23 protein-coding genes and 1 tRNA gene are annotated in these 26,125 nt (G+C 49.9%); 19 read left to right on the forward strand and 5 right to left on the reverse strand.

Annotation, left to right across the window (positions count from 1 at the left end; genetic code table 11):
* The first annotated feature begins 6 nt into the window (after window positions 1–6).
* Complete coding sequence (locus P6574_RS02125) at window positions 7–1,008, forward strand: branched-chain amino acid ABC transporter permease (RefSeq protein ID WP_310618748.1); 1,002 nt, start codon at window positions 7–9, stop codon at window positions 1,006–1,008.
* A 43-nt stretch (window positions 1,009–1,051) separates the two neighbouring features.
* Window positions 1,052–2,257: an ABC transporter substrate-binding protein gene (locus P6574_RS02130; RefSeq protein ID WP_310618749.1), complete on the forward strand. Its 1,206-nt coding sequence runs from the start codon at window positions 1,052–1,054 to the stop codon at window positions 2,255–2,257.
* 202 nt (window positions 2,258–2,459) lie between these two features.
* On the opposite strand, the gene hemP is transcribed toward P6574_RS02130, so the two are convergent.
* Entirely contained in the window at window positions 2,460–2,621 is a 162-nt protein-coding gene (gene hemP, locus P6574_RS02135) for a hemin uptake protein HemP (RefSeq protein ID WP_310618750.1), read from the reverse strand.
* 278 nt (window positions 2,622–2,899) lie between these two features.
* Between hemP and P6574_RS02140 the strand changes: the two genes are divergently transcribed.
* The 5 genes from P6574_RS02140 to P6574_RS02160 are packed head-to-tail and all read left to right on the forward strand — an operon-like array spanning window position 2,900 to window position 5,920.
* Window positions 2,900–3,337, forward strand: coding sequence for a hypothetical protein (locus P6574_RS02140; RefSeq protein ID WP_310618751.1), 438 nt, complete (start codon window positions 2,900–2,902; stop codon window positions 3,335–3,337).
* A gap of 13 nt (window positions 3,338–3,350) precedes the next feature.
* Complete coding sequence (locus P6574_RS02145; protein ID WP_310618752.1) at window positions 3,351–4,088, forward strand: MotA/TolQ/ExbB proton channel family protein; 738 nt, start codon at window positions 3,351–3,353, stop codon at window positions 4,086–4,088.
* Entirely contained in the window at window positions 4,078–4,455 is a 378-nt protein-coding gene (locus tag P6574_RS02150) for an ExbD/TolR family protein (RefSeq protein ID WP_310618753.1), read from the forward strand. Before P6574_RS02145 ends, P6574_RS02150 begins: the two co-directional genes overlap by 11 nt.
* A 60-nt stretch (window positions 4,456–4,515) precedes the next feature.
* Window positions 4,516–4,914, forward strand: coding sequence for an ExbD/TolR family protein (locus tag P6574_RS02155; RefSeq protein WP_310618754.1), 399 nt, complete (start codon window positions 4,516–4,518; stop codon window positions 4,912–4,914).
* Window positions 4,907–5,920, forward strand: a complete 1,014-nt coding sequence (locus P6574_RS02160) for an energy transducer TonB (RefSeq protein ID WP_310618755.1) — start codon at window positions 4,907–4,909, stop codon at window positions 5,918–5,920. The genes P6574_RS02155 and P6574_RS02160 overlap by 8 nt, the downstream gene beginning before the upstream one ends.
* A gap of 53 nt (window positions 5,921–5,973) precedes the next feature.
* Here P6574_RS02160 and rirA read toward each other — a convergent pair whose 3' ends face one another.
* On the reverse strand, window positions 5,974–6,474 hold the full coding sequence (rirA, locus tag P6574_RS02165; RefSeq protein ID WP_310622087.1) for an iron-responsive transcriptional regulator RirA: 501 nt from the start codon (window positions 6,472–6,474) through the stop codon (window positions 5,974–5,976).
* A 621-nt stretch (window positions 6,475–7,095) separates the two neighbouring features.
* Here rirA and P6574_RS02170 point away from each other — a divergent pair.
* Window positions 7,096–7,743, forward strand: a complete 648-nt coding sequence (locus P6574_RS02170) for a hypothetical protein (RefSeq protein WP_310618756.1) — start codon at window positions 7,096–7,098, stop codon at window positions 7,741–7,743.
* Between the two features lie 80 nt (window positions 7,744–7,823).
* On the opposite strand, the gene P6574_RS02175 is transcribed toward P6574_RS02170, so the two are convergent.
* Window positions 7,824–8,522: a cyclic nucleotide-binding domain-containing protein gene (locus P6574_RS02175; protein WP_310618757.1), complete on the reverse strand. Its 699-nt coding sequence runs from the start codon at window positions 8,520–8,522 to the stop codon at window positions 7,824–7,826.
* A 256-nt stretch (window positions 8,523–8,778) separates the two neighbouring features.
* Here P6574_RS02175 and P6574_RS02180 point away from each other — a divergent pair, with 256 nt between their 5' ends.
* The 9 genes from P6574_RS02180 to P6574_RS02220 all read left to right on the forward strand — a co-directional run bounded on the left by P6574_RS02180 (window position 8,779) and on the right by P6574_RS02220 (window position 22,370).
* Window positions 8,779–10,143, forward strand: coding sequence for an MFS transporter (locus P6574_RS02180; protein ID WP_405048068.1), 1,365 nt, complete (start codon window positions 8,779–8,781; stop codon window positions 10,141–10,143).
* 64 nt (window positions 10,144–10,207) lie between these two features.
* Entirely contained in the window at window positions 10,208–11,602 is a 1,395-nt protein-coding gene (locus P6574_RS02185; RefSeq protein ID WP_405048069.1) for a NarK family nitrate/nitrite MFS transporter, read from the forward strand.
* Window positions 11,603–11,663: 61 nt separating this feature from the next.
* Window positions 11,664–15,401 carry a nitrate reductase subunit alpha gene (locus tag P6574_RS02190; protein ID WP_310618758.1) on the forward strand — a complete coding sequence of 1,246 codons (3,738 nt, stop codon included), beginning with the start codon at window positions 11,664–11,666 and terminating at the stop codon, window positions 15,399–15,401.
* Complete coding sequence (gene narH / locus P6574_RS02195; protein ID WP_310618759.1) at window positions 15,398–16,921, forward strand: nitrate reductase subunit beta; 1,524 nt, start codon at window positions 15,398–15,400, stop codon at window positions 16,919–16,921. The genes P6574_RS02190 and narH overlap by 4 nt, the downstream gene beginning before the upstream one ends.
* A complete protein-coding gene (gene narJ / locus P6574_RS02200; protein WP_310618760.1) occupies window positions 16,921–17,631 on the forward strand; it encodes a nitrate reductase molybdenum cofactor assembly chaperone in 711 nt (236 codons plus the stop codon). Before narH ends, narJ begins: the two co-directional genes overlap by 1 nt.
* A gap of 11 nt (window positions 17,632–17,642) precedes the next feature.
* Window positions 17,643–18,368, forward strand: a complete 726-nt coding sequence (gene narI, locus P6574_RS02205; RefSeq protein WP_310618761.1) for a respiratory nitrate reductase subunit gamma — start codon at window positions 17,643–17,645, stop codon at window positions 18,366–18,368.
* Between the two features lie 5 nt (window positions 18,369–18,373).
* The gene (locus P6574_RS02210) at window positions 18,374–19,171 is read left to right on the forward strand and encodes a peptidylprolyl isomerase (RefSeq protein ID WP_310618762.1); all 798 of its coding nucleotides are present in this window, start codon (window positions 18,374–18,376) and stop codon (window positions 19,169–19,171) included.
* A 152-nt stretch (window positions 19,172–19,323) separates the two neighbouring features.
* On the forward strand, window positions 19,324–19,500 hold the full coding sequence (locus tag P6574_RS02215) for a hypothetical protein (RefSeq protein ID WP_310618763.1): 177 nt from the start codon (window positions 19,324–19,326) through the stop codon (window positions 19,498–19,500).
* Between the two features lie 323 nt (window positions 19,501–19,823).
* Window positions 19,824–22,370: an autotransporter outer membrane beta-barrel domain-containing protein gene (locus tag P6574_RS02220; RefSeq protein ID WP_310618764.1), complete on the forward strand. Its 2,547-nt coding sequence runs from the start codon at window positions 19,824–19,826 to the stop codon at window positions 22,368–22,370.
* A 168-nt stretch (window positions 22,371–22,538) separates the two neighbouring features.
* Here P6574_RS02220 and P6574_RS02225 read toward each other — a convergent pair.
* Window positions 22,539–22,615: transfer RNA gene (locus P6574_RS02225), tRNA-Arg, on the reverse strand.
* Window positions 22,616–22,888: 273 nt separating this feature from the next.
* Here P6574_RS02225 and P6574_RS02230 point away from each other — a divergent pair.
* Together P6574_RS02230 and P6574_RS02235 are read left to right on the forward strand one after the other, a co-directional pair.
* Window positions 22,889–23,578 carry a nuclease gene (locus P6574_RS02230; RefSeq protein ID WP_310618765.1) on the forward strand — a complete coding sequence of 230 codons (690 nt, stop codon included), beginning with the start codon at window positions 22,889–22,891 and terminating at the stop codon, window positions 23,576–23,578.
* 11 nt (window positions 23,579–23,589) lie between these two features.
* Window positions 23,590–25,050 (forward strand): M48 family metalloprotease, encoded by a 1,461-nt coding sequence (locus P6574_RS02235; protein WP_310622088.1) that lies wholly within the window; start codon window positions 23,590–23,592, stop codon window positions 25,048–25,050.
* Window positions 25,051–25,280: 230 nt separating this feature from the next.
* On the opposite strand, the gene P6574_RS02240 is transcribed toward P6574_RS02235, so the two are convergent.
* On the reverse strand, window positions 25,281–25,874 hold the full coding sequence (locus P6574_RS02240) for a CarD family transcriptional regulator (protein ID WP_310618766.1): 594 nt from the start codon (window positions 25,872–25,874) through the stop codon (window positions 25,281–25,283).
* Window positions 25,875–26,125: the final 251 nt, after the last annotated feature.

Genomic DNA, 26,125 nt, shown 5'->3' on the forward strand with positions numbered 1-26,125 from the left:
GACGTCATGGAACTTTTTGGATTGGCAAACTATGCCGTTTACATGGCGATCTTCATCGGAATTTATTCCATTCTTGCCATAGGGCTCAATGTTCAATGGGGATACACGGGCCTGTTTAATGCTGGTATTGCAGGTTTCTTTGCCGTGGGCGCCTACACATCTGCAATTGTTACCTCTCCAGAGGTTATCGGGCGCATTGGAGGCTTTGGCCTGCCAATCGTTGCTGGATGGGCGGCGGCAATGGTGGCGTCGGCTCTCATCGCATGGCCCATCGGCAAGATTTGTCTGCGTTTTCGTTCGGATTACCTTGCTATCGCGACCATTGGAATAGCTGAAATTATCAGGCTCGTCATCAAGTCTGAAGGCTGGCTGACAGGTGGTGCGCGCGGTGTTAGCAAAATTCCTCGCCCCTTTGGAGACTTGCCCTACTTTCAGTCCCAGTTGGCCTTTCTGGCACTGGTTCTGGTCGTGCTGGCTCTTGTCTACTTTTGTGTCGAACGCCAGATTAAAGCCCCTTGGGGCCGGATGATGCGCGGTATTCGGGATAATGAAGATGCAGCCGCTGCTATGGGCAAAAATATCGAGGCCCGCCGCCTTGAGGCCTTTATCTTTGGCTCGGCGATTATGGGCCTTGGTGGCGCTTTGTTTGTGCATTTCAATCGCTCTGTAACGCCAGAAGCCATTGATCCCATGATTGCCACTTTCCTCATATGGATCATGCTGATCCTCGGGGGAGCAGGAAATAACCGCGGAGCCATTTTGGGTGTGGCTGTCGTTTGGATCATCTGGTCTTTTTCAGAAATGGTCACAGACCAGTTGCCCGCAGAATATGCAATCAAAGCCAAATACATGCGTGTATTCGTTATTGGCTTGCTGTTGCAATTGGTGCTGCGCTTCAGGCCTGAGGGGATATTGCCTGAAAAGCTGTACGTAAATTCCAATAAGAATAAGAAGATGCAGAATAATAATACTGAAAATGCATCCCTTTCACAAACGAGGGGAACGTAGACCGCTTCCGGTTGCGTGTCCGAATATAAGCTGGAGGTAGATAATGAAACTGAAGCAATTCGCGGTAACGGCAAGTTTGCTAAGTGCCACCATTCTTTCGGCCGGAAGCGTTGCGGCTGATGAAGTTAAAGTTGGTCTTCTGGGCGGCGTTTCAGGGCCTATTGCGGCAATGGCGCCCCCTATGTTGGATGCTGCAAACCTTGCCATTGCTCAGGTGAACGAGCAGGGTGGCATTCTGGGTGGCCAAAAACTCGTCGCTGTTTTGGGTGATAGTGGGTGTAATCCACAAAACGGGGTAGATTCTGCAACCAAGCTCGTCAATGTGGAGCAGGTCTCCGGTCTAATTGGCCCGCACTGTTCCGGTGCTGTTCTGGCTGTTGCCAACTCCGTTAGTGTGCCTGCAGGTGTTGCCATGCTTACCCCGTCGGGGACTTCTCCGGAAATTACAGGTCTTGATGATAACGGCCTTGTTTTCAGAACGGTTCCTTCCGATGTGGACCAAGGCCGCTATCTGGCACGTACCATGCTGGAACAGGGAAGAAACAAGGTAGCGATTGCCTACCTGAACAACGACTATGGCTCCGGTCTTGCACAAGCTTTCAAGCAGGAGTTTGAAGCAAAAGGCGGGCAGGTTGCAGGCTTTGCCGCGCACGAGGAAGGCAAAGCTTCCTATCGTTCCAACCTTGCAGCGTTGGCTCGCGAAGGTGCCGACACACTGGTAATTTTCGATTACGGCGATGGAACTGGTCTGACCATGCTTCGTCAAGCATTGGAAAACGGCTTCTTTTCCAACTTTGTTGGCGGAGATGGCATGAAGTCCGATGCTCTGATTCGTGAACTTGGGGCAGAAAACCTCGAAACCTTCACCGCATCTTCTCCTGTGGGTTCTAAATCTGACGGCCTGTCCATTTTTAATGAAGCCTTCAAAGGGGCCGGTGGCGATCCAGACGCGATTTTCGTAACAACGTCTTACGACGCTGGTTTCATAATGGCGCTGGCATTGGAAAAAGCTGGTGGTGACAAATCAAAAGTTGCGGACGCAATTATCGAGGTGTCAAACGGCCAAGGGGAACCAATTCTTCCGGGCGAATGGAAAAAGGCAGCTGAGCTGATTTCTGCTGGAAAAGAAATTGACTATAAAGGCGCCTCTGGTGACTTGAACTTTGATGGAGCTGGAGACGTTCCAGGATCTTACGCTCTGTTTAAAGTCAGCGGTGATTCCTTTGACGCGATCTCCGCGCAGAACTAACGCGTACCGCCGAAAAGTGGATATCGGTTTTCGGTTAAAGATACGTGCCTAAACAATAGGTTAAAGCAGTGAACTGTTTCAATAACACGTCTCACTGCTTTAACGGTTTACTGAGCCAGTTATAGAAAAACAAAAGCCCGTAGTGCTTCAGACGCATTGCGGGCTTTTTTGTGAACGTATTATACAAATATTTTTTAAAGAGTTATTTCGTAAGAATCAGCTTGCCAAGCTTTGTAATCGTTAGCTTGTAGGTTTCATCATTGTGGCTGATCTGAACCTCCTTGTCTCCATTGAACAAGGTTACACTGTCTAGAGTTTTCTTTGTAAACTCAGAGCTTTGCGAGCTTGAAGTTTTGGTGGGCAAGGGGCCGCTCCATCGTCATGCAGTTCCATCCTGATCTGGCTTGCCCAACGATATAAATTGTCGCAGGCTGGCTATTTATTCTTGACTTGCATACTCATGTTTTATTAGAAATGCAATGCCTGTTCGTGCAAAGTTGGTGGTTCGCGTCACATCGAGCACGAGGGACAGGTTTCATACGTTCAGCAAGCCAGCTACGCCCTCTCCCTGTGGCCAGCCAGCCGAGCGTGCGCTCTTATTGCGAATGACTTTCAGAAGCATTTGCTTGGTTAGGCTAGGATATGACCAGATTTAGAAGCGTCGCTCTTGGGTTGGTAGCGGCACTATTTTGTTTTCAAAACTCTGCCTTGGCAGAGAACGCTTCATCCGGTGGTGAAATAAGTCTTCAGCTGAACAAAGCTGTATCTCAAGGCCAAAGTTGCCGTGTCAGCCTTGTGATGCAGAACGGACTGTCACAAACCATTGAACAGCTGGGTGTCGATCTCGTGATTTTTGATCGCTCTGGCGGTGTTTTTGATTTTCTGACTGTGAAAGCCGGACGCCTTCCTGCTGGAAAAACGAGAGTGCGCCAGTATGACCTTTCAGGTCAAGACTGCACGAATATCTCCAGTTTGTTGGTCAACGATGTGCGCAGCTGTGATGGTGATGGCCTAAATCAGAATATTTGTCTGGATGCTTTAACCACGTCCTCCCTTGCCAATATTGATCTGACACTTTGAGAGTGAGCTGATAATGATTTCTTTTACAAATTTCCTTTCTGGATTTAACTCACTTGCCCCGTTGAAAAGCCTGCTCGAAAGCGGGGGCAGTGTGGTTGCTTTGCTCTTGGGCTTGAGTGTTATTGCTGTTGCAATTGCCCTGTCAAAGTTCTGGCAATTTTATGCAATGGGTGTGGGCCGCCAAAAGGAAGCTCAGGTTACTTTGTACCTGTGGCAGTCTGGCCGTAAAAGGGAAGCATGCGAGAGCGCTGCTGAAAAAGGCTCCATTCTCGCCGTTTGCCTGTCCCACGGTATGCGCGGCTTGATGCGGGAAAACGTAGATGAGAAGCGCGTTCGTGAAGACGTGGAGCGCGTTTGCATGGCCAAGCTGTTCGAGCTTCGCTCTTATTTGCGCGGGCTGGACCTTATCTCCCAAATCGCTCCACTGCTAGGTTTGTTCGGCACGGTTCTTGGTATGATCGAAGCCTTTCAGGCAATGGCGGCTGCTGGTTCACAAGTTGACCCATCCGCGTTGGCCGGTGGTATCTGGGTGGCGCTTCTCACAACAGCCGTTGGCCTTGCTGTCGCTATTCCAACAACAGTCATCCTCAGCATTTTTGAAGGCAAAATTGAACGGGAACAGGCGTCAATGGAGGAATTGATCACAGCCCTGTTTACCGGCTCAGTAACGGACCTGCCAAACGCTCATAGCCTCCCCCTTTCGGTAGAGGACGGATTTGCCGGACTTGGGATTGTTAGAGATGCGTCTTGAAGCAAGAGCTCGAAAAAGAAGAGCTCCGGGACTGACGTCACTCATTGATGTCATTTTCCTTTTGCTCATGTTCTTCATGCTGGCCTCCACATTCTCTGTGTACCAGCGTTTGGATATTACGAGTGGAACCAGCGGGCGCGGGGATATAAAGCAATCTCCTGTTCTCATTCGCGTCGGGGCAGAGGGCAAACTCGATATTGGTGGTCAGCCTATGGAATTTTCTCTTCTTGAACAGAGACTGGCGGATTTGGATAAAGAGCGCTCAATTGCTGTCATGCCTCGAACAGATGCCAATGTCCAAGATGTTGTTCTGGTTCTGGAAAGGCTTAAAGCCCTGCAACTGAATGCAACCTTGGTTGGGCAATAATCCTGCCTGTTTTGAGGCGCTTATTCTTTTAAGAGTTGTGAAGATAAAAATTACAGATCAATGCGTTTAACACTCAAAAAGGAAAAGCGGCCTTTCGAAAATACTATTCCGCTTATAAATGTGGTGTTCCTGATGCTGATCTTCTTCCTGTTTGCAGGGACGATTGATCGGGACAGTGCCAAAGATATCAACCCCGCTGAAGTTGCGGAAGAAGCTGAACGCGAGCTGATTGCTGGTGCCCTCATAGTGGATGCTGAGGGTGCTATGACAATGGAGGGGGCGGAGATCTCTCTGCCAGACATTGCGGATACGGGCCCATATTCAAAAGAGGCCCCATTAATGTTGGTCGCGGATAAGTCTTTGAATGCTAAGTCGCTAACACGCCTGCTTGGCCAATTGAAAAAGCTTGGTGTCAATCATATTTCACTCATCACCATTAAGGGGCAGGGCAATGGGTAGCCCTGTGTCGCATCTTGCAAAAAAAGGACTGCCAGTCGCTATTCTTGTGTCGGTAGGCCTGCATGTCTCCGGATTCAGCCTGTTTGCGGATGAAGTGCCAGATGTACAAATGTCCTCCTCAAGCGGTGCTTCCCTTGCTGTGGTCGGGTCTTTGGAAGATCTGGTGGCGGGCGCTGAGGAGGAAATTGAGGAAACTATTCCCGAACCAGTTGAAGAGGTGAGGGAGGTTAAGGAAGTTGAAAACACTGAACCTCAGGAGGTCACAGCTCTTGAGCATACTGAGACGCCGCCTGTGGAACCTCCAGTGGAGGTCTTGCCTGTTGATGTGGCTTCAGTTGAACCTCTTGGTGAGGGTATTACAGAAGTTCTTGCAACACCTGTTCAAGTCGTCGCCAAGGAAACAGAGCCAAAACAGCTCAAAGAAGTAAAGCGGGAAGAGGTTAAGCGCGAACCTGTAAAAGAGGTAAAGCCTGAGCAGGTGGAGCCAAAGAAGCAAGAGCAGGTCAAAGAGAAAGAAAAACCTGATCAGCCGTCTTTGGTAGCAAATGTCCCCAAACCCGCGCCTGCGCGGCCGATAAAGAAGACGACCAAAAAGGAAAGTAAGCCTGCCCAGAAAAAAGGGACAGCGGCTGTAAATAACAAGAGAGGGAACTCTACTGTCAAAAAAGTCGTTGGGGGGCGTGATGCTGGCGGGCAGGGCGTTGGGAATGCCAGCCAAGATAACTATTTAGGTAAGGCCAAGCGCCGAGTGCAGCGTGCGGCTGAAAGAAGTTATCCTCGGAAGGCTAAGCGTAGAAAAATTGAAGGCGTTACTCGGGTGTCTTTTAAAGTTCATCGTGATGGATCAATAACAGGTCTCCGCCTGTCTCAAAGCAGTGGTAAAGATATACTGGATCAAGCGGCCTTGCTAGCTGTGAAGAGAGCCGCCCCGTTTCCGAAGTTTCCTGCTGAAATTAAGAGTAAGGTTATACCTATGAGGGTACCCATAACCTTTAGGATTCGCTAGGTTATATATAAATCAGCCCTGAAATTCGGGCTGATCTGGTCTTGTGTATTGTACTAAAGCTGTGAAGAGACTGAGGCTTCAGATTTGAGAGGAGGCGGGGGCGCTTGAAGTTCTCCTCCTCCTTCAATTTGCAGAAGGTGGCGAATACTGTTTCTGTTTTCCGCCAGTTCTGCAATGGTACACCCGTCCAATACCTCCAGAAAGGCATTGAGAGCGCGGTGAAGCACACTGTTAAACCCGCAGTGGTTGACGAGAGGACAGTCTTGACGAGAGCTATCAAAGCACTCTGCAAGCAAAAAGGCTTCCTCTGTAGCTCTTACCACTTCTCCTACAGTGATCTGACTGGGAGGCCGTGGAAGAACGATGCCGCCGTTTCGGCCTCGTATGGTTTTCATCAGCCCAGCATCAACCAGCACCTTCATAATTTTGAAAAGGTGGGTTTCAGACATAGAAAACGAGGCTGCAATCTCAGCAACCTTACTTGGTTTGTCAGGGTTAGCAGCACAGTACATGAGTGTGCGAACGGCGTAGTTTGTTTGTTGTGTCAAGCGCATAACATAATTTATGACGACAATGATGCCCTGCGTCAATAGAAAAACATGGCTCCAGCACTCAACAATAAATTCTCCCTAGTTTAGAATGATTTAAAACTGTTAATTGTAAAACATGAGCCGCTGATTTTGGCTTAAATGTGGCAAATTTCACGAATCGCACCCTTAACTCTTCTTCAAAAAAATGTTCTGCGAGGGGCCTCTTGGCGGTTAATTGCCAAAAGAGTCTTTGGTTCACTCCCATCAGAGTGAGGGGTTTCCAATATGGTTTGGCGCAGGATGCAAACTATTTGAAAGAACTATCAAAAGGTGTAGGTTGGTTGTTGTGTAAGTCGTCAAGCATCTCCTGATAAAATGCTTTTGTTTTTTTAGTTTTTCGGACTTTGGGCTGATTGACTTGGTCTTGCCGGTGAAAATCGGGTAAAATTTACTCAGATTTCTACAGACTAATTTTACTAAACATAAAAAATTACCTATAATTAACACTGGTCCAATTTCTAGGTCTCTGAACTTTCCTTGTCAAAGTTAAAGCCTGTCTTGTAATTTGCAGCAATCAACCTGCCTCGAAGTGTCCTTTAGGTAGGGGACTGGCTGTTATTGGACCTGAATAAAATAGGTCCAATAATGAATAATAAAACTGGCGTGGTTTGTTCCCTTGCACTTTTTGCCTTGGGAATTGTTTTCTCCATCTATCCTATGGAGACTTTTTTTGCCGAAAATGGCCCTTTTGAGATGGCACAGGTTCTTGTAATGGCGGGAAGTACGCTGATCTGGGCCAATCTTGCATTATTAAGTAAACGTGATGAACGGCGATCGGAACCGGTACATTATACTTTTGCGGTTTTCTTTGCGGTGCTCAGCCTCGTGGTTGCAGCTCGGGAAACGTCCTTCTTGAGAATTTATGGAGCGGGAGCCGACACTGTAAACGGTCTCAAACTTATGACAGTGCTGCTGTGCCTGCCCTTTTTGGGGGGCATTGGCCTTGTTTGGCTGAAGAGGCCTCGTCTTTATTTCAGGCGGGCGCTTCGCTTTATGGCTTCCCCGACATTTAGGTGGTGTCTGGTTTCACTGGCCTTCGTTGTGGGCGGCGATATTTTTGAAAAGAAGTGGCTGCCAATAGACTCGAGCCTCGTTTGGGAAGAAACTCTGGAACTGATGGGATACTTTGCAATGCTCTCTGCGGGATGGATTACGATCACCGGGCTGCGGCAGACCGATGTTGCTGCACACAAAGACACTGTAGCATCTGCCCATTCAGCCAAGGAGGCCTAGGGCCTCGAAGCAACTTCTCTGAGCTTCCCATACCCTCAATAAAATGGCCTACGAAGTTCGTTCGTGGGCCAGCTCTTATATTACTGACTTGGTGTATCAATAAGGGGAGTGGGCTTGGCGAGTGTTGCTAGGTCATCCCGGTCTGCAATGCACACCCGTGGGCCATCTATAGTCACACTGTAGGGCTGAAGGGCTTTAATTGCTCTTGAGAGGTTCTCCGGCGTCATACCCAGATATGAGGCGAGGCGGCGCTTTTCGATCTGAAGCTCAAATTCTTTCGACCCATTGTTTTTTATCTGCAGCCGCAAAAGATAGTTTGCCAAGCGCTCAATGGAACTTCTGAGCTTGAGGTTCTTGGTGTCCTTGACCACTGTTCGGTAGCATTTTGCTAGTTCTGCAACAACTGCCCGCGCAAAAGCGTGGTCTTCATCAAAAATATCGCGAACGTCGTTTGAAGGTAAGAGGATTAATCGTGACTTCTCGAGTGTTCGCGCTGACATCAAATAAGCGGCGTCTTTTATGGTTGCAGCCAGAATAAAGGATGTAACCGGGTGAACTGTTGCCATGGTTGTCTCGCGGCCATTCCAGGCAGCGAAAAGTTCGACACTACCCTCTACAACAATGTGTAGAAAGTCACAGGGGTCCCCTTCCGTAATCAGGTCCACTTGGGGTGGAAATGTCTGCACATAGCAGCCCCGCATGAGACGCTGGAAATTTTCCTCGCTCATATCCTGAAAAAGAGGGAGCGCTCGAACGCCAGGTATATCAATGGACCGCATCTGAGTTTCACCCTAAAGAACTTTATTTTTTGCATATGATTTGAATTGATATTTGTCAAGTGTATATTTGATTTAATGATGTCAAGAGCTTGTCTACGCTAAATCAATCAAGTGACAAATTTATGTAAGATATTTATTTACTTATAGAAATTACCTTTATCTGATCCAAATCAAATCTTTTCAATCCTATTCACATAAATGCTTGTTTCAAGCGATAAATCGCGACCCGTGAGTTAAAATGCCTGGAGGAGCCGCTATGCATACACTCGCCGACGTTTCACGTTCGGATCAATACCGAGCCTTGGGACTTAGCACTTTTGCATTCACTGTTTGTTTTGCCGTTTGGACAATTTTTTCCATTATTGGTGTTCAGATTAAGGAAGATTTGGGACTGTCCGATACCCAGTTCGGCCTTCTGGTTGCCACGCCAATTTTGACTGGCTCCGTCAGCCGCATCTTCTTGGGTGTCTGGACAGAGCAGTTTGGTGGGCGGGTGATGTTCCCGCTGCAAATGTTAATTACAGCGGTTGCTGTATGGCTGCTAACCTCCGTTGAATCTTATGGGGTGTTTCTAGTCGCTGCTCTTGGTTTGGGCTTGGCTGGCGGATCCTTTATTGTTGGCGTAGCCTATACGTCTCGATGGTTTGAAAAAGAACACCAAGGCACTGCACTCGGAATTTTTGGTGCAGGTAACGTTGGGGCGGCAGTCACCAACTTTGCAGCTCCTTTCCTTGTTGTTGCACTTGGATGGGAAGGCACAGCCCGTGTCTACGCCGTTGTGTTGGTCGTAGCTGCAGTTTTGTTTTTCCTCTTTTCAAAAACAGACCCGGTGCAGTTAGAGCGCAAGCGCACTGGTAAAGGACACGTTTCTGCTGGTGCCCAGCTGGAACCTCTTAAAGATATTCAGGTTTGGCGCTTTGCAACCTATTACTTCTTCGTGTTTGGTGCCTTTGTGGCTCTGGCTTCCTTCCTGCCCCGCTATTATGTGGGAGCTTATGGCCTTGAGTTGACAACAGCAGGTGTGTTTGCCGGTCTTTATTCTCTTCCCGGTTCCATCTTCAGGGCACTCGGCGGTTGGATGTCAGACAAATGGGGTGCCCGCTTTGTTATGTACCTGACGTTTGTCGTCTCTCTCATTGTTCTGTTCATCATGAGTTACCCTGAAACAAGTTATATTGTTTCCGGTATCACAGAAGAAATTCAGTTCAGCTTTGCTTTGTCTGTCGGAGTTTTCGTTGCGCTAACCGTAATTCTTGGATTCGTAATGAGCCTCGGAAAAGCTGCCGTCTTTAAACATATTCCGGTTTATTATCCGCATCATGTTGGATCCGTTGGTGGTCTTGTTGGCATGATCGGCGGTTTGGGTGGCTTCTTCCTACCCATTTCTTTCGGAGTTCTTTTGGACCTGACAGGCGTTTGGACTGCCCCCTTCATGCTTCTGTTCGTAATCGTGGCCGTTTCCACCATTTGGATGCACATCGCAATCCGCCGTATGGAACGTGCTCGCCACCCACTGTTGGCAGATGAAAAATATCTTTCAGATGTTCCTGAAGCACCACTGGAGCAGCCTGGCTCCCAAGCAGGTAGAGCAAAATCCGCTGCTCAAACACAGCCTGTTTAACCTGCGAATATTAGGGGGCTGAGTGTTCAGCCTCCTCACTCATCTACCTGTACTGGAGAAATCAATGGCGACAGCTAGCCAACAACAGGAAAAAAACGGTCATACCTTGACCGACTGGCGTCCCGAAGACCCCTCATTCTGGAAAGAAAAAGGTCAAGCTATTGCAACCAAAAACCTCTGGATCTCCATTCCGGCGCTTCTCTTGGCGTTCTGCGTATGGATGGTCTGGTCAGTGGTTGTTGCTAAACTCCCTGCAATCGGGTTCAACTACACAACAGGCCAGCTTTTCTGGTTGGCGGCGCTCCCAGGCCTTTCCGGTGCTACACTGCGCATCTTCTACAGCTTTATGGTTCCGATTTTTGGTGGCCGTAAATGGACAGCCATTTCCACTGCGTCTTTGCTCCTTCCTGCACTGGGCATAGGCTTTGCGGTTCAAGACCCCAATACCTCCTATTTCGTATTCCTCCTGCTGGCGCTTATGTGTGGATTTGGTGGCGGTAACTTCGCGTCCTCCATGGCAAATATTGCGTACTTTTACCCAAAGAAGACCAAAGGTAACGCACTTGCCCTGAACGCAGGTCTTGGTAACCTCGGCGTATCCGTCATGCAGTTTGTGGTTCCGATGGTGATCACAGCAGGTGTGTTCGGTGCTATAGGTGGCGATGCTCAAACTCTGAAAGATGGAAGCAACCTCTGGATCCAGAATGCTGGATTTATCTGGGTACCATTTATTGCTCTGTCCGCTATCGCCGCTTGGTTCGGCATGAATGACATTGCTTCAGCCAAAGCAAGTTTTGCAGATCAGGCTGTTATCTTTAAGCGTAAACACAACTGGCTTATGTGTATCCTTTATACAGGTACCTTCGGCAGCTTCATCGGCTACGCAGCCGGTTTCCCTCTTTTGATCAAAACCCAGTTCCCCGATGTAAACGTATTTGCCTATGCGTTTCTTGGCCCGCTTGTAGGGGCTTTGAGCCGCGCCGGTACAGGCTGGATTTCTGATAAGTTTGGTGGTGGCCGAGTTACCTTCTGGGTATTCATCGCCAAAATCCTTATTGTTGTTGTCGTGCACGAAGCTTTGCCTGATGGCGACTGGGAAGGACACTTCGGGGCCTTCTTCGCTGGCTTCATGGCACTGTTCTTCCTGACAGGTGTAGGCAATGCCTCTACGTTCCAGATGATCCCATCCATCATGCGTCAGGAAGTGCCTCGTTTGATGCCTCATCTGGATAAAGACGCCATGCTCAAGCAGTCCGAAAGAGAAAGTGCAGCGATCATCGCCTTCACAAGTGCAATCGCAGCTTACGGTGCCTTCTTCATTCCAAAAGGTTACGGAACTGCAATCGATATGACTGGAACACCGCACGCAGCTTTCTGGGCGTTCGTAGCTTTCTACGCAGTGTGCGTTGCAATTACTTGGTTCTTCTACAGCCGTAAAAATGCGCCGGTTCCTTGCTGAGCCATCGATGTTATCGTGCGCTGGACATGACCAGCGCACGTCTCGCCAATAGGAGACAAATATGAGCCATTTGCTCGACAGGCTGAACTTTCTTCAGTCCAAAGAACTAGAGAAGTTCTCTGACGGCCATGGTCAAGTGACCCGTGAAAGCCGTGACTGGGAGGATACCTACAGGAACCGCTGGCGTCATGATAAGGTTGTCCGCTCGACCCACGGTGTGAACTGCACCGGGTCTTGTAGCTGGAAAATCTACGTGAAGTCCGGGATCGTCACTTGGGAAACCCAGCAGACCGATTACCCGCGCACGCGTCCTGACCTGCCAAACCACGAGCCGCGTGGCTGTGCCCGTGGTGCCAGTTACAGTTGGTATCTTTATTCTGCAAACCGCGTGAAGAACCCTCTCATTCGCGGCAAGCTGCTCAAGGCGTGGCGCAGAATGCGCAAAAACCTGAGCCCGGTAGAGGCATGGAAAGCGCTGCAGGAAGATCCAATTCTTCGTGCATCCTATGTCAAAACCCGTGGTAAGGGTGGTTTTGTCCGTGCGACTTGGGAAGAATCTACGGAAATTATTGCAGCTTCCAATGCCTATACAGCGAAGACATATGGCCCTGACCGGATCTTTGGCTTCTCGCCAATTCCAGCCATGTCTATGGTCAGCTACGCAGCCGGTTCACGCTATTTGAGCCTGCTCGGCGGCACATGTATGTCATTCTACGATTGGTATTGCGATTTGCCACCGGCTTCCCCGCAGATTTGGGGTGAGCAGACAGACGTTCCAGAATCTGCTGACTGGTATAATGCAGGCTTCCTTCTGATTTGGGGGTCCAACGTTCCGCAGACCCGTACACCGGATGCGCACTTCTATACTGAAGCACGTTATCGCGGCACCAAGTCTGCTGTTATTTGCCCAGACTACTCTGAAGCCTCAAAGTTCGGTGATATCTGGCTCAACCCCAAGCAGGGTACAGATAGTGCGCTTGCAATGGCGATGGGTCATGTGATCTTGCGTGAGTTCCATCTGGATCGTCAGGCACCGTATTTTGATGAGTATGTTCGCAAATACTCCGACTTCCCGATGCTGGTTAAACTGGAAGAAAAAGACGGTAGACTGATCCCGGGCAAGTTCTTACGTGCTGATGATCTGGACGGTAAACTGGGTGAAGAAAATAACCCGGATTGGAAAACCGTTGCCATTGATGGCAAGAGCAACAAGCTTGTGTCTCCAAATGGGTCGGTTGGCTATCGCTGGGGTGAAAAAGGTGAATGGAACCTTGAAGAACGGGCAAGTGGTGAAGACGTCGCTCTCAAGACCTCTTTGATCCTTGAAGAAGATCATGACGATGTCGTTGGCGTTGACTTCCCGTACTTCGGCGGCGATGCAACCGAGCACTTTGTAAAGTGTGAACACCCGAACATTCTGACCCGTAATATTCCTGTCAAAAAAGTTGCGACTCCTGAAGGTGAAGCTCTGGTTGCGACCGTATTCGACTTGTACTGCGCCAACTATAGTCTTGATCGTGGTCTTGGCGGTGACTGGACAGCAACCAAGTTCGATGAAGATATTCCGTATACTCCTAAGTGGGCGGAAAAGATCACTGGTGTTTCAGCGGAAAAAATTACCACTGTTGCACGCGAGTTTGCTCGCAATGCCGAAAAAACCAACGGTAAGTCCATGGTTATCCTCGGAGCCGGTCTGAACCACTGGTACCACATGGATATGAACTACCGTGGTATCATCAACATGCTGGTCATGTGTGGTTGTGTTGGTCAATCGGGCGGTGGTTGGAGCCACTATGTGGGACAGGAAAAACTGCGCCCGCAAACTGGTTGGCAGCCGCTTGCCTTTGCTCTGGACTGGGCACGCCCACCGCGTCATATGAACGCGACGTCCGCATGGTACGCGCATACGGATCAGTGGCGTTATGAGACCCTGACAGCTGACGAGATCCTATCTCCAACAGCGCCAAAGGGTGAGTTTGCCAACAGCATCATTGACTATAACATTCAAGCCGAACGCATGGGCTGGTTGCCATCCGCTCCCCAGCTGAAAACCAACCCGCTGGAAGTTGGCCGGGCTGCCAAGGAAGCTGGTGTTGAAGTTAAAGACTATGTGGCTGACAAGCTGAAATCCGGCGAGCTGCAAATGTCCTGCGAAGACCCTGATGCGCCAGAGAACTGGCCTCGCAACCTCTTCATCTGGCGTTCAAACCTGCTTGGTTCCTCCGGTAAGGGCCATGAATACTTCCTCAAGCACCTTCTTGGCACCGATCATGGTGTATTGGGTAAGGATCTTGGAGAGGAAGGCAGACAAAAGCCGAAGGAAGCAAAATGGTTCGCCGAAGCTCCTAGAGGCAAACTGGATCTTCTGGTCACCATTGATTTCCGTATGAGTACAACAGCTGTTTACTCGGATATCGTACTGCCAACCGCTAGCTGGTATGAGAAAAACGATCTCAACACCAGTGATATGCATCCTTTCATCCATCCGCTGCAGGCGGCGGTTGATCCGGCCTATGAATCCAAGTCTGACTGGGAAATCTTCAAGTCTATTGCCAAGAAGTTCCAAGAAGTTGCTCCTGAGGTTCTGGGTAAAGAGACCGATGTTGTTGCCCTGCCTATTCTTCATGATACGGCTGCAGAAATCGCGCAGCCAGATGTGAAGGACTGGAAGAAAGGCGAATGTGACCTGATCCCCGGTAAAACTGCACCGAACTATATTCCGGTGGAGCGTGACTATACCGCGATTTATGATCGTTTTGTTGCCCTTGGGCCTCTCATGGACAAAGTGGGCAACGGCGGTAAGGGTATCGCTTGGGATACCAAAACCGAAGTTCAGCATCTGCGCGAACTCAATGGCGAATGGCGTGAGGGTCCTGCTAAAGGTCTGCCGAAGATTGTTAGCGACATTGATGCCACTGAAGTTATCTTGATGCTTGCACCGGAAACCAACGGTGAAGTTGCTGTCAAGGCATGGGACCAATTGGGTCAGGCTACCGGGCGTGATCACAAGCACTTGGCAGAGCCTAAAGAAGACGAAAAAATTCGTTTTGCTGACATAGCGGCTCAGCCTCGCAAGATCATCTCCTCACCAACATGGTCAGGTATCGAGAGCGAGAAGGTTTGTTACAACGCCGGTTATACCAACGTTCATGAGTTGATCCCGTGGCGCACACTGACAGGCCGTCAACAGCTCTATCAAGATCACCTTTGGATGCGGGCGTTTGGTGAAGGCTTCTGCCAATATCGTCCACCGGTTGACCTAAAAACCATTAACTCGGATGTGAGCCCTGAGGCAGAAAACGGCGAACCACATGTGGTGCTGAACTTCATCACACCGCACCAGAAATGGGGTATTCACTCAACCTATTCCGATAACTTGCTTATGTTGACCCTGAACAGGGGTGGACCTGTGGTTTGGATGTCGGAAGTTGATGCGAAGAAAGCCGGTATTGTCGATAACGACTGGGTCGAAGTCTTCAATAGCAACGGTGCTTTGACAGCCCGTGCGGTGGTGAGCCAGCGCATGAAGGACGGAACGCTGTTCATGTATCACGCTCAGGAAAAAATCGTGAATACACCGGGCTCGGAAAAAACCGGCCTGCGCGGCGGCATTCATAACTCCGTAACCCGTGCAACCTTGAAACCCACGCATATGATTGGTGGTTACGCTCAGCTGAGCTACGGCTTCAACTACTATGGCACCGTGGGCTCCAACCGTGACGAATACGTCGTTGTTAAGAAAATGCGAAAAATTGACTGGCTGGACGAACCTGCCAAAGAAGGGGAGGCTGCACAATGAGAGTCCGCGCTCAAATAGGCATGGTGCTGAACCTGGATAAGTGTATCGGTTGCCACACCTGCTCAGTGACTTGTAAAAACGTTTGGACCAACCGTGACGGTGTTGAATACGCATGGTTCAACAACGTGGAATCCAAACCCGGTACAGGTTACCCGACAGATTGGGAAAACCAGAAGCGCTGGAACGGCGGGTGGGAACGCACCCGCTCCGGCAAGCTTCAGCCCAAACAGGGGTCTAAATGGCGGATCTTGGCGAATATTTTCGCCAACCCCGACCTGCCTGAAATTGACGACTACTATGAACCGTTTGATTTCGACTATGACCACCTGAAATCAGCCCCAGAGGTCAAGGCTTTCCCAACGGCCCGTCCACGCTCAAAGATAACCGGTGAGCGCATGGAGAAGATCGAAAAAGGACCAAACTGGGAAGAAATCCTCGGTGGTGAATTCGAAAAACGTAGTCAGGACTACAACTTCGAAGGCATTCAAAAGGAGATCTACGGGGAATACGAAAATACATTCATGATGTATCTTCCCCGCCTTTGCGAGCACTGCCTCAACCCAGCGTGTGCAGCCAGCTGCCCATCCGGCGCTATCTACAAGCGCGAGGAAGACGGCATTGTTCTGATCGATCAGGAAAAATGTCGTGGCTGGCGTATGTGCGTATCCGGTTGCCCCTATAAAAAGATCTACTACAACTGGAACACTGGTAAGTCAGAAAAATGTACCCTGTGTTACCCACGCATTGAATCCGGCAACCCGACAGTATGCTCTGAAACCTGTGTTGGCCGTATCCGCTACCTTGGTGTGATGCTTTATGATGCTGACAAGATTGAGGAAGCTGCGAACACAGAGCAGGAAACTGATCTTTATGATGCTCAGCTGGGTGTCTTCCTTGATCCAAATGACCCTGAAGTGATCGCCGCCGCACGCCGCGATGGCATTCCAGAAGACTGGATCAAAGGCGCGAAAGAAAGCCCAATCTGGAAAATGGCAATGGAGTGGAAAGTAGCCTTCCCACTGCATCCGGAATACCGGACCCTGCCAATGGTTTGGTACATTCCGCCGCTCTCTCCAATCCAGAATGCGGCTCAAGCTGGTAAAATCGGTGTTGATGGCGATATGCCAGACGTAAAGTCCCTGCGTATTCCTGTGAAGTACCTTGCCAACATGCTGACTGCTGGTGATGAGGCTCCAGTTACAACGGCGTTGGAGCGTATGCTTGCCATGCGCGCCTATATGCGGGCGAAAACCGTTGATGGTGTTATTGATGAGGGCATTGCAGAACGGGTTGGCCTGAAAGCGCATATGATTGAAGATATGTATAAAATCATGGCGCTTGCAGACTATGAAGACCGGTTTGTTATTCCAACAACTCACCGTGAACAGGTGGAAGACGCCTATGAACTACGGGGCGGTTGTGGTTTCACAGACGGTAACGGGTGTTCATCTGGCATCAGCAAAGGCTCGTTGTTTGGCGGCAAGAAAGCTGCCTTGAAAATGCCTCAGGGAGCCGCGTAATGGATAGAACCCTTAAAGCCATCTCACTGGTTCTGAGCTACCCAACCCGTGAGCTTCAAACTGCCATGCCGGAAATTGGGGGCGTTCTCGCCTCCGACACCCGGCTGACAGCGGCTGCACGGCGGGATCTGCGCCCTCTTGTGGATGCCCTGACCATTAATGACATCTATGATCTGGAAGAGCAGTTTGTCATGCTCTTCGACCGCTCCCGCACTTTGTCGCTGAACCTGTTTGAGCATGTGCATGGTGAAGGCCGCGACCGCGGCGGAGCCATGGTCTCTCTGGTGGAAACCTATGAGGAAGCAGGCTTTACCCCTGCAACCTCCGAATTGCCAGACCATCTTCCTGTTCTTCTTGAGTTTCTGGCAACGCGCCCTGAAACAGAAGTCAAAGAGACACTGGCGGATGCTGCGCATATTTTTGAAGCCTTGAGCGAGCGCCTGCAACGCAGGGACACGCCTTATGCTGCGGTCTTCAAAGCCCTTGTCCAGTTGAGCGGTGTCACAACAGATAAAGAAGTCGTGGCCGAACTTTTGGGACAACCTGATGATGATCCCAGTGATCTGGATGCCTTGGATCAGGTCTGGGAGGAATCTCAGGTCACCTTTGGTCCAGATCCCAATTCAGGCTGCCCGCAAGTGCGCGATATGCTAGCGAAAATGGACCCCCCGAAGAACCATGCAGCTCAGGTTTCCCCTGCGGCTGAATAACGGAGGCACAAATGAACGAGTTTCTTTTTGGCATCTACCCCTATATCGCACTTTCAGTGCTGATTGTCGGGTCAATTGCTCGTTACGAGCGTGACCCGTTTACTTGGAAAACGTCGTCCTCACAGCTGTTGCGCCGTAAACAGTTGCAAGTCGGGTCCATCCTGTTCCATGTGGGCGTACTGATTATCTTCTTCGGCCACTTCTTTGGTCTGCTGACCCCAATCTGGCTTATTGATTTGCTGGGCGTTGATCATGGTCTCAAGCAACTTCTAGCCGTGTCTGTTGGCGGTGTTGCCGGATTAATGGCGTTGGCTGGTGCTTGCATCTTGTTCCACCGCCGCTGGACTGATCCACGCATTCGCAAGACTTCAAGCTTTGCAGATATTGCCATCCTGGCACTGTTGATTGTTCAGCTGTTCCTTGGTCTTTGCACTATCCTTGTTTCTGTTCAGCATCTGGATGGTCACGAAATGACCCTGCTGATGGCTTGGGCTCAGGGTATCTTTACCTTCCAAGGTGATGCAGCGGCACAGATTGCTCATGTTTCATGGATCTTCAAACTGCATATTTTCTTGGGACTGACAATCTTTCTGGTTTTCCCGTTCACCCGTCTGGTTCACATGCTTTCCGCTCCGGTTCGCTACCTGACCCGGCCCGGATACCAGATTGTCCGCTCTCGTCGTCAGTTTCCCCTTTCTGAAAGTGGAAACAAATCCTTGAGAGAACCTGCGGAGTAACAAAAATGGATAAACGGTTATCTCCAGATGTGGTTGTAAACGGGGAAGTCATCTCCAGAACAGCAATTGCAACTGAAACCCAAAATCATGAAGCTCCAAAAGGAAAGCCCCACTTGGCTTGGCGCAAAGCATCTCAAGCCCTTGCCATTCGCAGCTTGCTTTTACAAGAAGCGAAGAAGCGCGGCTTGAAAGCTGAACCTGTTGAGGTTGGGGCAGGCAGAGTGGAAACAGACGAGGAGGCCTTGATCAGGGGTCTTCTTGAAAGTGCCGTTCATGTTGCCAAGCCGTCGCTTGAAGAAGTTCAGGAAGAATGGAACCGTGATCCTTCGCGTTTCAAGACGCCTGTTCTTTGGGAAGCCTCTCATATCCTGTGCTCGTGTGATCCGCGCAGCAAGGAAGAGAAGGAAAAGGCTCTCCTACGTGCGTCAAGCATTCTCGAAGCCGCCCGAAAGGATACACGCGGCTTTGCAGCACTTGCAGCAAGGGAAAGCGATTGCTCTTCAAAGGATAGTGGCGGGTCCTTGGGCCAGCTGGGTCCGGGAGACACGGTTCCTGAATTTGAAGCGGCACTGCGGGTGATGAAAGCTGGCGAAGTGTCCCCAGAACCAGTGCTGACCCGTTTCGGCTATCATGTAATCCATCTTGGCGCCATGGCAGAGGGTGAAACATTGCCTTTTGAAGCTGTTCAGGAAAATATTTCCGAGGCTTTGGAGAAACTGAGATGGGCGAAAGCGGCGCAAGAGTTCACTAAAGAACTTGTCTCTGGTGCACAAATCTCCGGTGTTCCCATGACTAACCTTTAAAACAGGTCTCAAATAACTGCTAGAGTGCCCGTTTCGCGTGCGGGCACTCTTGGCACATAACAACACAACATTAGCTGTGTTGCACTTCAAACGTGAACCCATCGGTCCAATTTCATCTGAGTTAGAAAGTGTTTCCCTCTAGGTTTCCAATAATGCAGCTTGGCATTAGACGTTGCACCCTTAACGCCAGAGTAGAGGCAAAACTCTCCCTTCTTTCCCATTCCTATTCCATGTTGGGTGTGGAGAATGCCCTGCCATCAAGAAAAACCACTTTTGAAGGCAGCTACTTTATACTTCCCGTTATGAACGAAAGGCTCTCTTTCCTTTGAGTAAATGTCGCGTTCATTCGCACTCACTGGACTTGCTCTAAACCCTTATTTTGTTCGTATTCTTGTCATTTGGTTGAAGTCAATCAAATGGAGCGGGCACTAAGGGAGGCAAGTTGCGTTTTGTTGCTGCCTTGCCACCTGCAGGCTGACCGAGCTTTAACTTTCCTGCAACATATTCCCAGCCGTATTTCCTGGTTTCGAGAGCATGTCATTATTGACCTTAGGGAAATGGCGGCTTGTTAATGGCTTCCAGTGAGCAACTATATGCCAAAATTCATTTTGCAGATTTAGGCGTGTAGCTGCCATATCAGAGGAAAGCCATCATGAATAAAGCACGCTCTTTCCCCCTTCTCGTTTCCACCATTCTGGCCACCACGCCTGCATATGCACTTGATATCGGGACCTTCGATGAAGGTCCTACAGAAGTTATCCTAAGCTCGGATAAGGCTTTTGCTAGGGAGGTGCGGAATAAAAATAAATACCCCAACCTAAAGGAGTTTGAGGGAAGCGAGGTGGATTCTTATCTAAATATCGGGATCGGGGAATCTGGCCGCCTTATTGTTCATGGTGAAGACGGGTGGTTACAAGCGAAAAATTACGTACGTATTGGCAGAAATGGTGCCAGCGGAGTCTTGAAGGTTTTGGACGGTGCAAAGTTCAGTGCGAAATCTGACGGCAGAACTAGATACAATATATTTGTCGGCGCCTCAGATGGTGATTCAGGGTTGTTGTTGGTTGATGGGGATGGGTCCCAAGTTTCTGCTGGGAATATCTACATTGGCGAAGCATCTGATGGACAGGTGGTTCTGAAAAACAAGGGCGCTCTGGCCCTCACAGGTAATATAATCATTGGGAATAGTTCTGGAACTACTCAGAGCTCTCTAGTGCTCGGGAAAAATGCTGGAGCTATTGGTGCAGGTGAGATCTATATCAAAGGACCAGCCGATAAAGGTAAAATAATCATTACACATGGGCATTCCTCCCGTAATAGCTATTCTCTACCTAGTATCACCGGAGAGGGGAAGATATACCACCATTCCGGCTCCACACGAATAGATAATAGCATAAGTGGGGGTATCACCACATATGTAAGAGGCGGCACATTAATACTAGTAGATGGCCGCTATTCTAACACTAAGCGGAAATACGGAGATGTGTATGTGAGTGGTGGAGTGGTGGAGCTGCGTAAGAATGCTGATATGGCAGGCTCTATGAAAGTGTACGATAAAGGCCGTGTCACTCTGTCTTCTAATGCGCGGATGACAGGCTTTATGAAAGTGTACGATGAAGGCAGAGCCACTCTGTCTTCAAATGCGGAGATGACAGGCTTTATGAAAGTGTACGATAAAGGCCGTGTCACTCTGTCTTCTAATGCGCAGGTGACAGGTACTGTCAGCATCACGGATGGTACTGTAAAGCTGTTCGGCAAAGCTACGATGGCAGGCAAGGTGAATGTCAACAAAGGTGCATGGCTGAAGGGTAGCGGTACGGCTAGCAAATTGCATGTGAAGTCCAATGGGCATCTGGACCCGGGCTGGGGGGCTGAGCGTGGAACCATAAAAGCGGATACAGCCCGCTTTTATCAGGACAGCAAACTGCATATCGATGTGCAGCCGCTTAAAGCAGACAAGCTGTCTGTGAGTAGCTTTGTGAAGATTGATGAAGGCGCCTCGGTCAAAGTCGCGGCATTTGGCAAGCGTACGGATTATAAAAAGAAGAAAACATATACCATTGTTGAAGCCGATAATATAAAGGGCTCTTTTGATAAAGTGATCTTCAATTCCAAGTTTTTGGAGGCCTCCCTCAAGCACAAAGAAGAGACCATCAAACTCACGTTGGAGAGAAATGATCAAAAGGCGAAATCTCTAGCAAAATCGTCTGCTGCGCGTCAAATGGGCACCGTGATGGATGCAGCTTTAGATGGAAACTCCTCAAATCTGGATGGAAAGTTGGTCTCCAGTTTTGCCTATCTCAATGGCCAGCAGGCCAGTCAGGCCTTGTCTCAGTTAGCTGCCAGCAATTGGTCTTCGGCCACCTCCCGGTTACCACAATCACAGTTTTCCCTGCGGGCCGCATTGCCTGTAACGGGGCCCGAACAGCAAGGGCTAAGCCAGTGGAGTGCGTCCTTTGGCAGTGAACTGAGCGAGGGGCAGCTGGCCGGGTTGGAGCAGGAGGCATTCTCAGGACGCTTCGGTTTGTTTGCCGGTCATGACCAGCACAGCAGCGAGAGCGATTTTACCCAGTTTACAGCCCAAATGGCAACCGTAGGCGCTTATCAGCGCTATGACCACGGCCTTACCTCCTTCACTTTTGGCGGCGCAGTGAGTGCAGGAACCCTAAGTGCACAGCGTACTGTGGATCTGGGGGCAAGTCGCCAGCAGCTTACCGGAGACACTTCTTTAAGTCAGGCGCAGTTTTTTGGTCGTTGGAGCGGCGCATGGGAGGTTGGGTCACTGGCGCTCAATTCGTATGCTGAGGCCGCGCTGGTTGGCCATCACATGGGCGCATATGGCGAGCAGGGCGGTTCGGCAGCTCTTCAATTCAATGCCAACACAGAAGCACAGTTGCAAACAGCCGTTGGCTTGAATCTTGCTCATGAAAGCAGTGTGTTCGGTGCTCCCGTAAAAGTCGCCGCTGGCCTTGGCTATCAACGCCAAACCTCTGTATGGCAACAAGACCCAACCGCACGCTTGAATGGTGCCTTGATCCAGCTGGATCAACAGACCGGTGCAAACGATCAATTTAATTTCTCCTCCTCTATGCAAGCAGAAGTCGGGCAAGCTGGGCTGTTACAGCTAGCCTATGAAGGTGCCGTGGAAGAGGGTGAACTGGACCAAACTGTTCAGGCAAAATTCCGCTGGAGCTTTTAGCACCGGATAGCCGTGGAAGGCTGATGTGTGTCAATCCGCCTCCCTTACTCCCCATGAACGGGTACAACTTCTAAAGCCCGTTTATGGGATGGTTGCAGATTTATATGCAAATCACATCCTCAAATATATTTCCCGAGGGGAAAACTAGCTTTTGAGAGAAAGGAGAAGTGGTGACCCCGACAGGATTCGAACCTGTGACCTGCCGCTTAGGAGGCGGCCGCTCTATCCATCTGAGCTACGGGGCCAGAAACCTAGGATAGAAGTTGCCCGATAGCATGATTTTACGCGTGATGCGAGTGATTTCACGAGGATGATCACTGGAAATTCCATGCTACGACCTTTCATAGGCTGTTTCCAATTGTTTCCCGCGCCTCCTTTTTATGGTGCCTTGCAGGTGGCGAGAAGTGAGCTGGTGAGAAGCCATGTTCAGGAATGGAAGCAGTTTGCCCTATCTACAGTTTATCATCATCCTGACCGTCCTTTGCTTTTTGAGTGCAAGAGGGCAGGCAGAGCCCTGCATGCCCTTGCAAGAGGGTTTTGCGTCTCCCGTTCTCTCCTTGAATAGCAATAATCAGTTTTTGAATGGAAATGGGAAACGGTTTGCGCTGGCAGATGTGGATTTACAACGGGGGCAAGCTCTCCTCCGCATGGAGAGATGGCTCAAAGGGAGCACGTTCGCAACTGCGTTTCCAGTGGCGGAAAAGCCAAGCCGGTGGGGAGAGTGGCCTTCAGTTATTTTTGATAGGAATAAAGTGAACCTCTCCGAAACCTTGATTTCTGAGGGGCTGGCGATTGTACGTCCTCGATTTGGAACGCCGGCCTGCCTGAAACGCTGGCTCCTCCTAGAAAAAAAAGCACGTGATTTACGCTTGGGTTTATGGAAAAAATATCGTGCAATTAATGCAGAAGATCCTGATCTTTCAAAGCAGTATGGTCTGTTTCAAATAGTTGAGGGAAAGGTGTTGTCCATAGGGCGCACAAGAAGTGTAATCTATTTAAACTTTGGGAAGGTCTGGACACGAGATTTTACTGGCATTATTCAAAGAGGAAATGTGAAAGATTTTGAACGTGTTCATGGTGATCTTGAAGACTTGAAAGAAAAACGGGTTCGATTACGTGGAGTGATCCAACTTCGAGGCGGGCCACAAATCCTGCTGGATCATCCTGCACAGTTCGAAATTCTGGATACCGGGCCACCTGAGAGCTGATAACTTTGACAATGCTGCCTCGCTTCCCTCTCCCCCTGTTCCTGAAGGGGCTAATAACTCTGGTTTTTCTTGGCGTGCTCGCCTCTTGCCAGATAACGGATGACTTTGGCCGTAAGTCCAGCAAATCAGGTGGATTGAGACCAAGCCTAGTGGACGGAGTTAGCCAAAAGGAGCATCCCCGTGTGGTGGCGACCTATGGCGGAGTCTACAGCGATGAGGGGGCGGAACAGGCGATTGCGCGTGTAGTCGGTTCCCTAGTCGCTGCCTCTGATAATCCGAATACACATTACCGCATTACGCTTTTGAACTCTCCCACCGTCAATGCGTTCGCACTGCCTGAAGGATATCTTTATATTACCCGTGGTCTTCTGGCTCTGGCCAATGATACCTCCGAATTGGCTGCAGTGCTGTCCCATGAAATGGCACATGTGACGGCAAACCACGCAGTCCAGCGGCAGAGGCGGGCAGCAGCAGCTGCACTTGCAAACCGGGTGATGAGCAGTGTGGTTGCCGACCAGAGCACTGTGAGTGAGGCAGAGCGAACCTCTCAGGTCTCCTTTGCCCGCTTTTCGCAGGAACAGGAACTGCTGGCCGACGATATTGGCATCAGGACGCTCTCCAAAGCGGGATATGACCCCTTTGCGGCGGCGCGCTTTCTTAAAACAATGGGGGAGTTTGCCAAGTTCCAAAGCTTGAGCGGGGAGACAAACAGCGCTCCTGATTTACTTTCTTCTCACCCCAATACGCCAGAGCGGGTCCAGCGGGCCATTCGCAGTGCTCGCCAAATTGGGGCCCCTGGAATTGGAGTGAAGGGAAAACAGCAATATCTCACAAGCATTGATGGGGTGCTGTTCGGGGATGATCCTTTAGAGGGGTATGTTCGAGGACGCAGTTTCCTTCATAAGGCTCTAGGAATTTCGTTCTCTGTGCCCAAAGGGTATGTTTTGGAAAATGCAACGGAGGCTGTTCTTGCCAGCAATGGCGGCGGCACTGCAATGCGTTTTGATGGAGCAGACTTGAAAGGCTATGACACTTTGGAAAGTTACCTGCGCAGTGGCTGGATCAATGGCCTGATTGCAAATAGCGTGCGCCCCACGACAGTGAATGGTCTGCCCGCTGTGATTGGCTCTGCAGTCACCGACGGGTGGTCATTCCGAATTGGCGTGGTTCGTATTGGTAGCACCGGATACCGCTTCATCTTTGCCAGCAGAACCCCCGGCTCTACCTTCACCAGTCAGTTTGAACAGACCTTGAACAGTTTCCGGCAGCTCTCCGCTGCTGAGCTGGCGCGCCTAAGACCTTTACGTATCAAAATTATAGAGGCGAGGAAGGGAGATACGGCTCGTAAACTTGCTGTTAAAATGAGCGGCATCGAGCCGGCCCGCCGCTATGAACTGTTTAGCATTTTGAACCAGACTAAAGGAAATGAACGGTTTGAGGATAAAAGGCTCTTAAAGGTGGTTGTTGATTAGAGCGGTTAGGCTATTTATTGATATATCAATACTGTAGAGCACATCGCGTTCATTTGCATTCATACTGTGCTCTCTAACTTATTTATTTTGAGCGCGTTCCGTTTGATTGAACCCAATCAAACGGAACGCGCTCTAGTCGAAAGGTGGTCGCCGCACGCATATCTGGCTTGGCAAAATTAAACCCGGCACGATGGCCGGGTTTAATGAGTACCGAAAAGGAGGAGGTGAGCTTAAGCAGCAGCTTCCTGCTCGCCGTTGCCTTCTTCAGCCGCTGCTGCGGCAGCAGCAGCTTTTGCTGCGCGGGCAGGGGAGGACGACAGTGCCTGTTCGATCTGACGAACGGCTTCGGTGTCTGTCTGGCGCTGTACAGCTGCAATCTCGCGTGCCACGCGGTCGAGGGCTGCTTCATAAAGCTGGCGCTCTGAGTAGGACTGCTCGGGCTGTGTGTCGGAGCGGTACAGATCACGCACAACTTCAGAAATCTGGATCAGGTCACCGGAGTTGATTTTTGCTTCATATTCTTGAGCGCGGCGGCTCCACATAGTACGTTTAACGCGTGGTTTGCCTTTGATTGTTTCAAAAGCTTTCTTTACAACAGCAGCATCTGAGAGCTTTCGCATTCCCACGGAAGCAATTTTTGCAACAGGCACACGCAGTGTCATTTTATCCTGCTCAAACTCGATAACGAGGAGCTCCAAAGAGTACCCAGCAACATTTTGTTCTTCGATTGCTGTAACCATGCCAACCCCGTGGGATGGATAGATGATGTGCTCTCCGGTTTTGAATCCCTGACGCTGCGCGGTTTTCTTTGCGGGTGTGGCCATACGCTGTAATTCTCCTGCGCAGTAAACCGGCTTTACACAGCCGGTTTGGCGCCACAGTACATGTGACACCTTCCTCTATACCTGACGTGAAAACGAGCATTATGCGAAAACCCTGCTTTCGCACTGTGCGACGTTAACCTTCAAATGTGACGGTCATTTCTTTCTCAACAAACCAGCCGGGCAGGGCGGAAAATCAGCAGTTGTTTCAATAAAACTGCGCCCATAAAAAAACCCCTTTTGGGAAGGAGTGT

The sequence above is a fragment of the Pseudovibrio sp. M1P-2-3 genome, from assembly GCF_031501865.1.
GTDB lineage: Bacteria > Pseudomonadota > Alphaproteobacteria > Rhizobiales > Stappiaceae > Pseudovibrio > Pseudovibrio corallicola.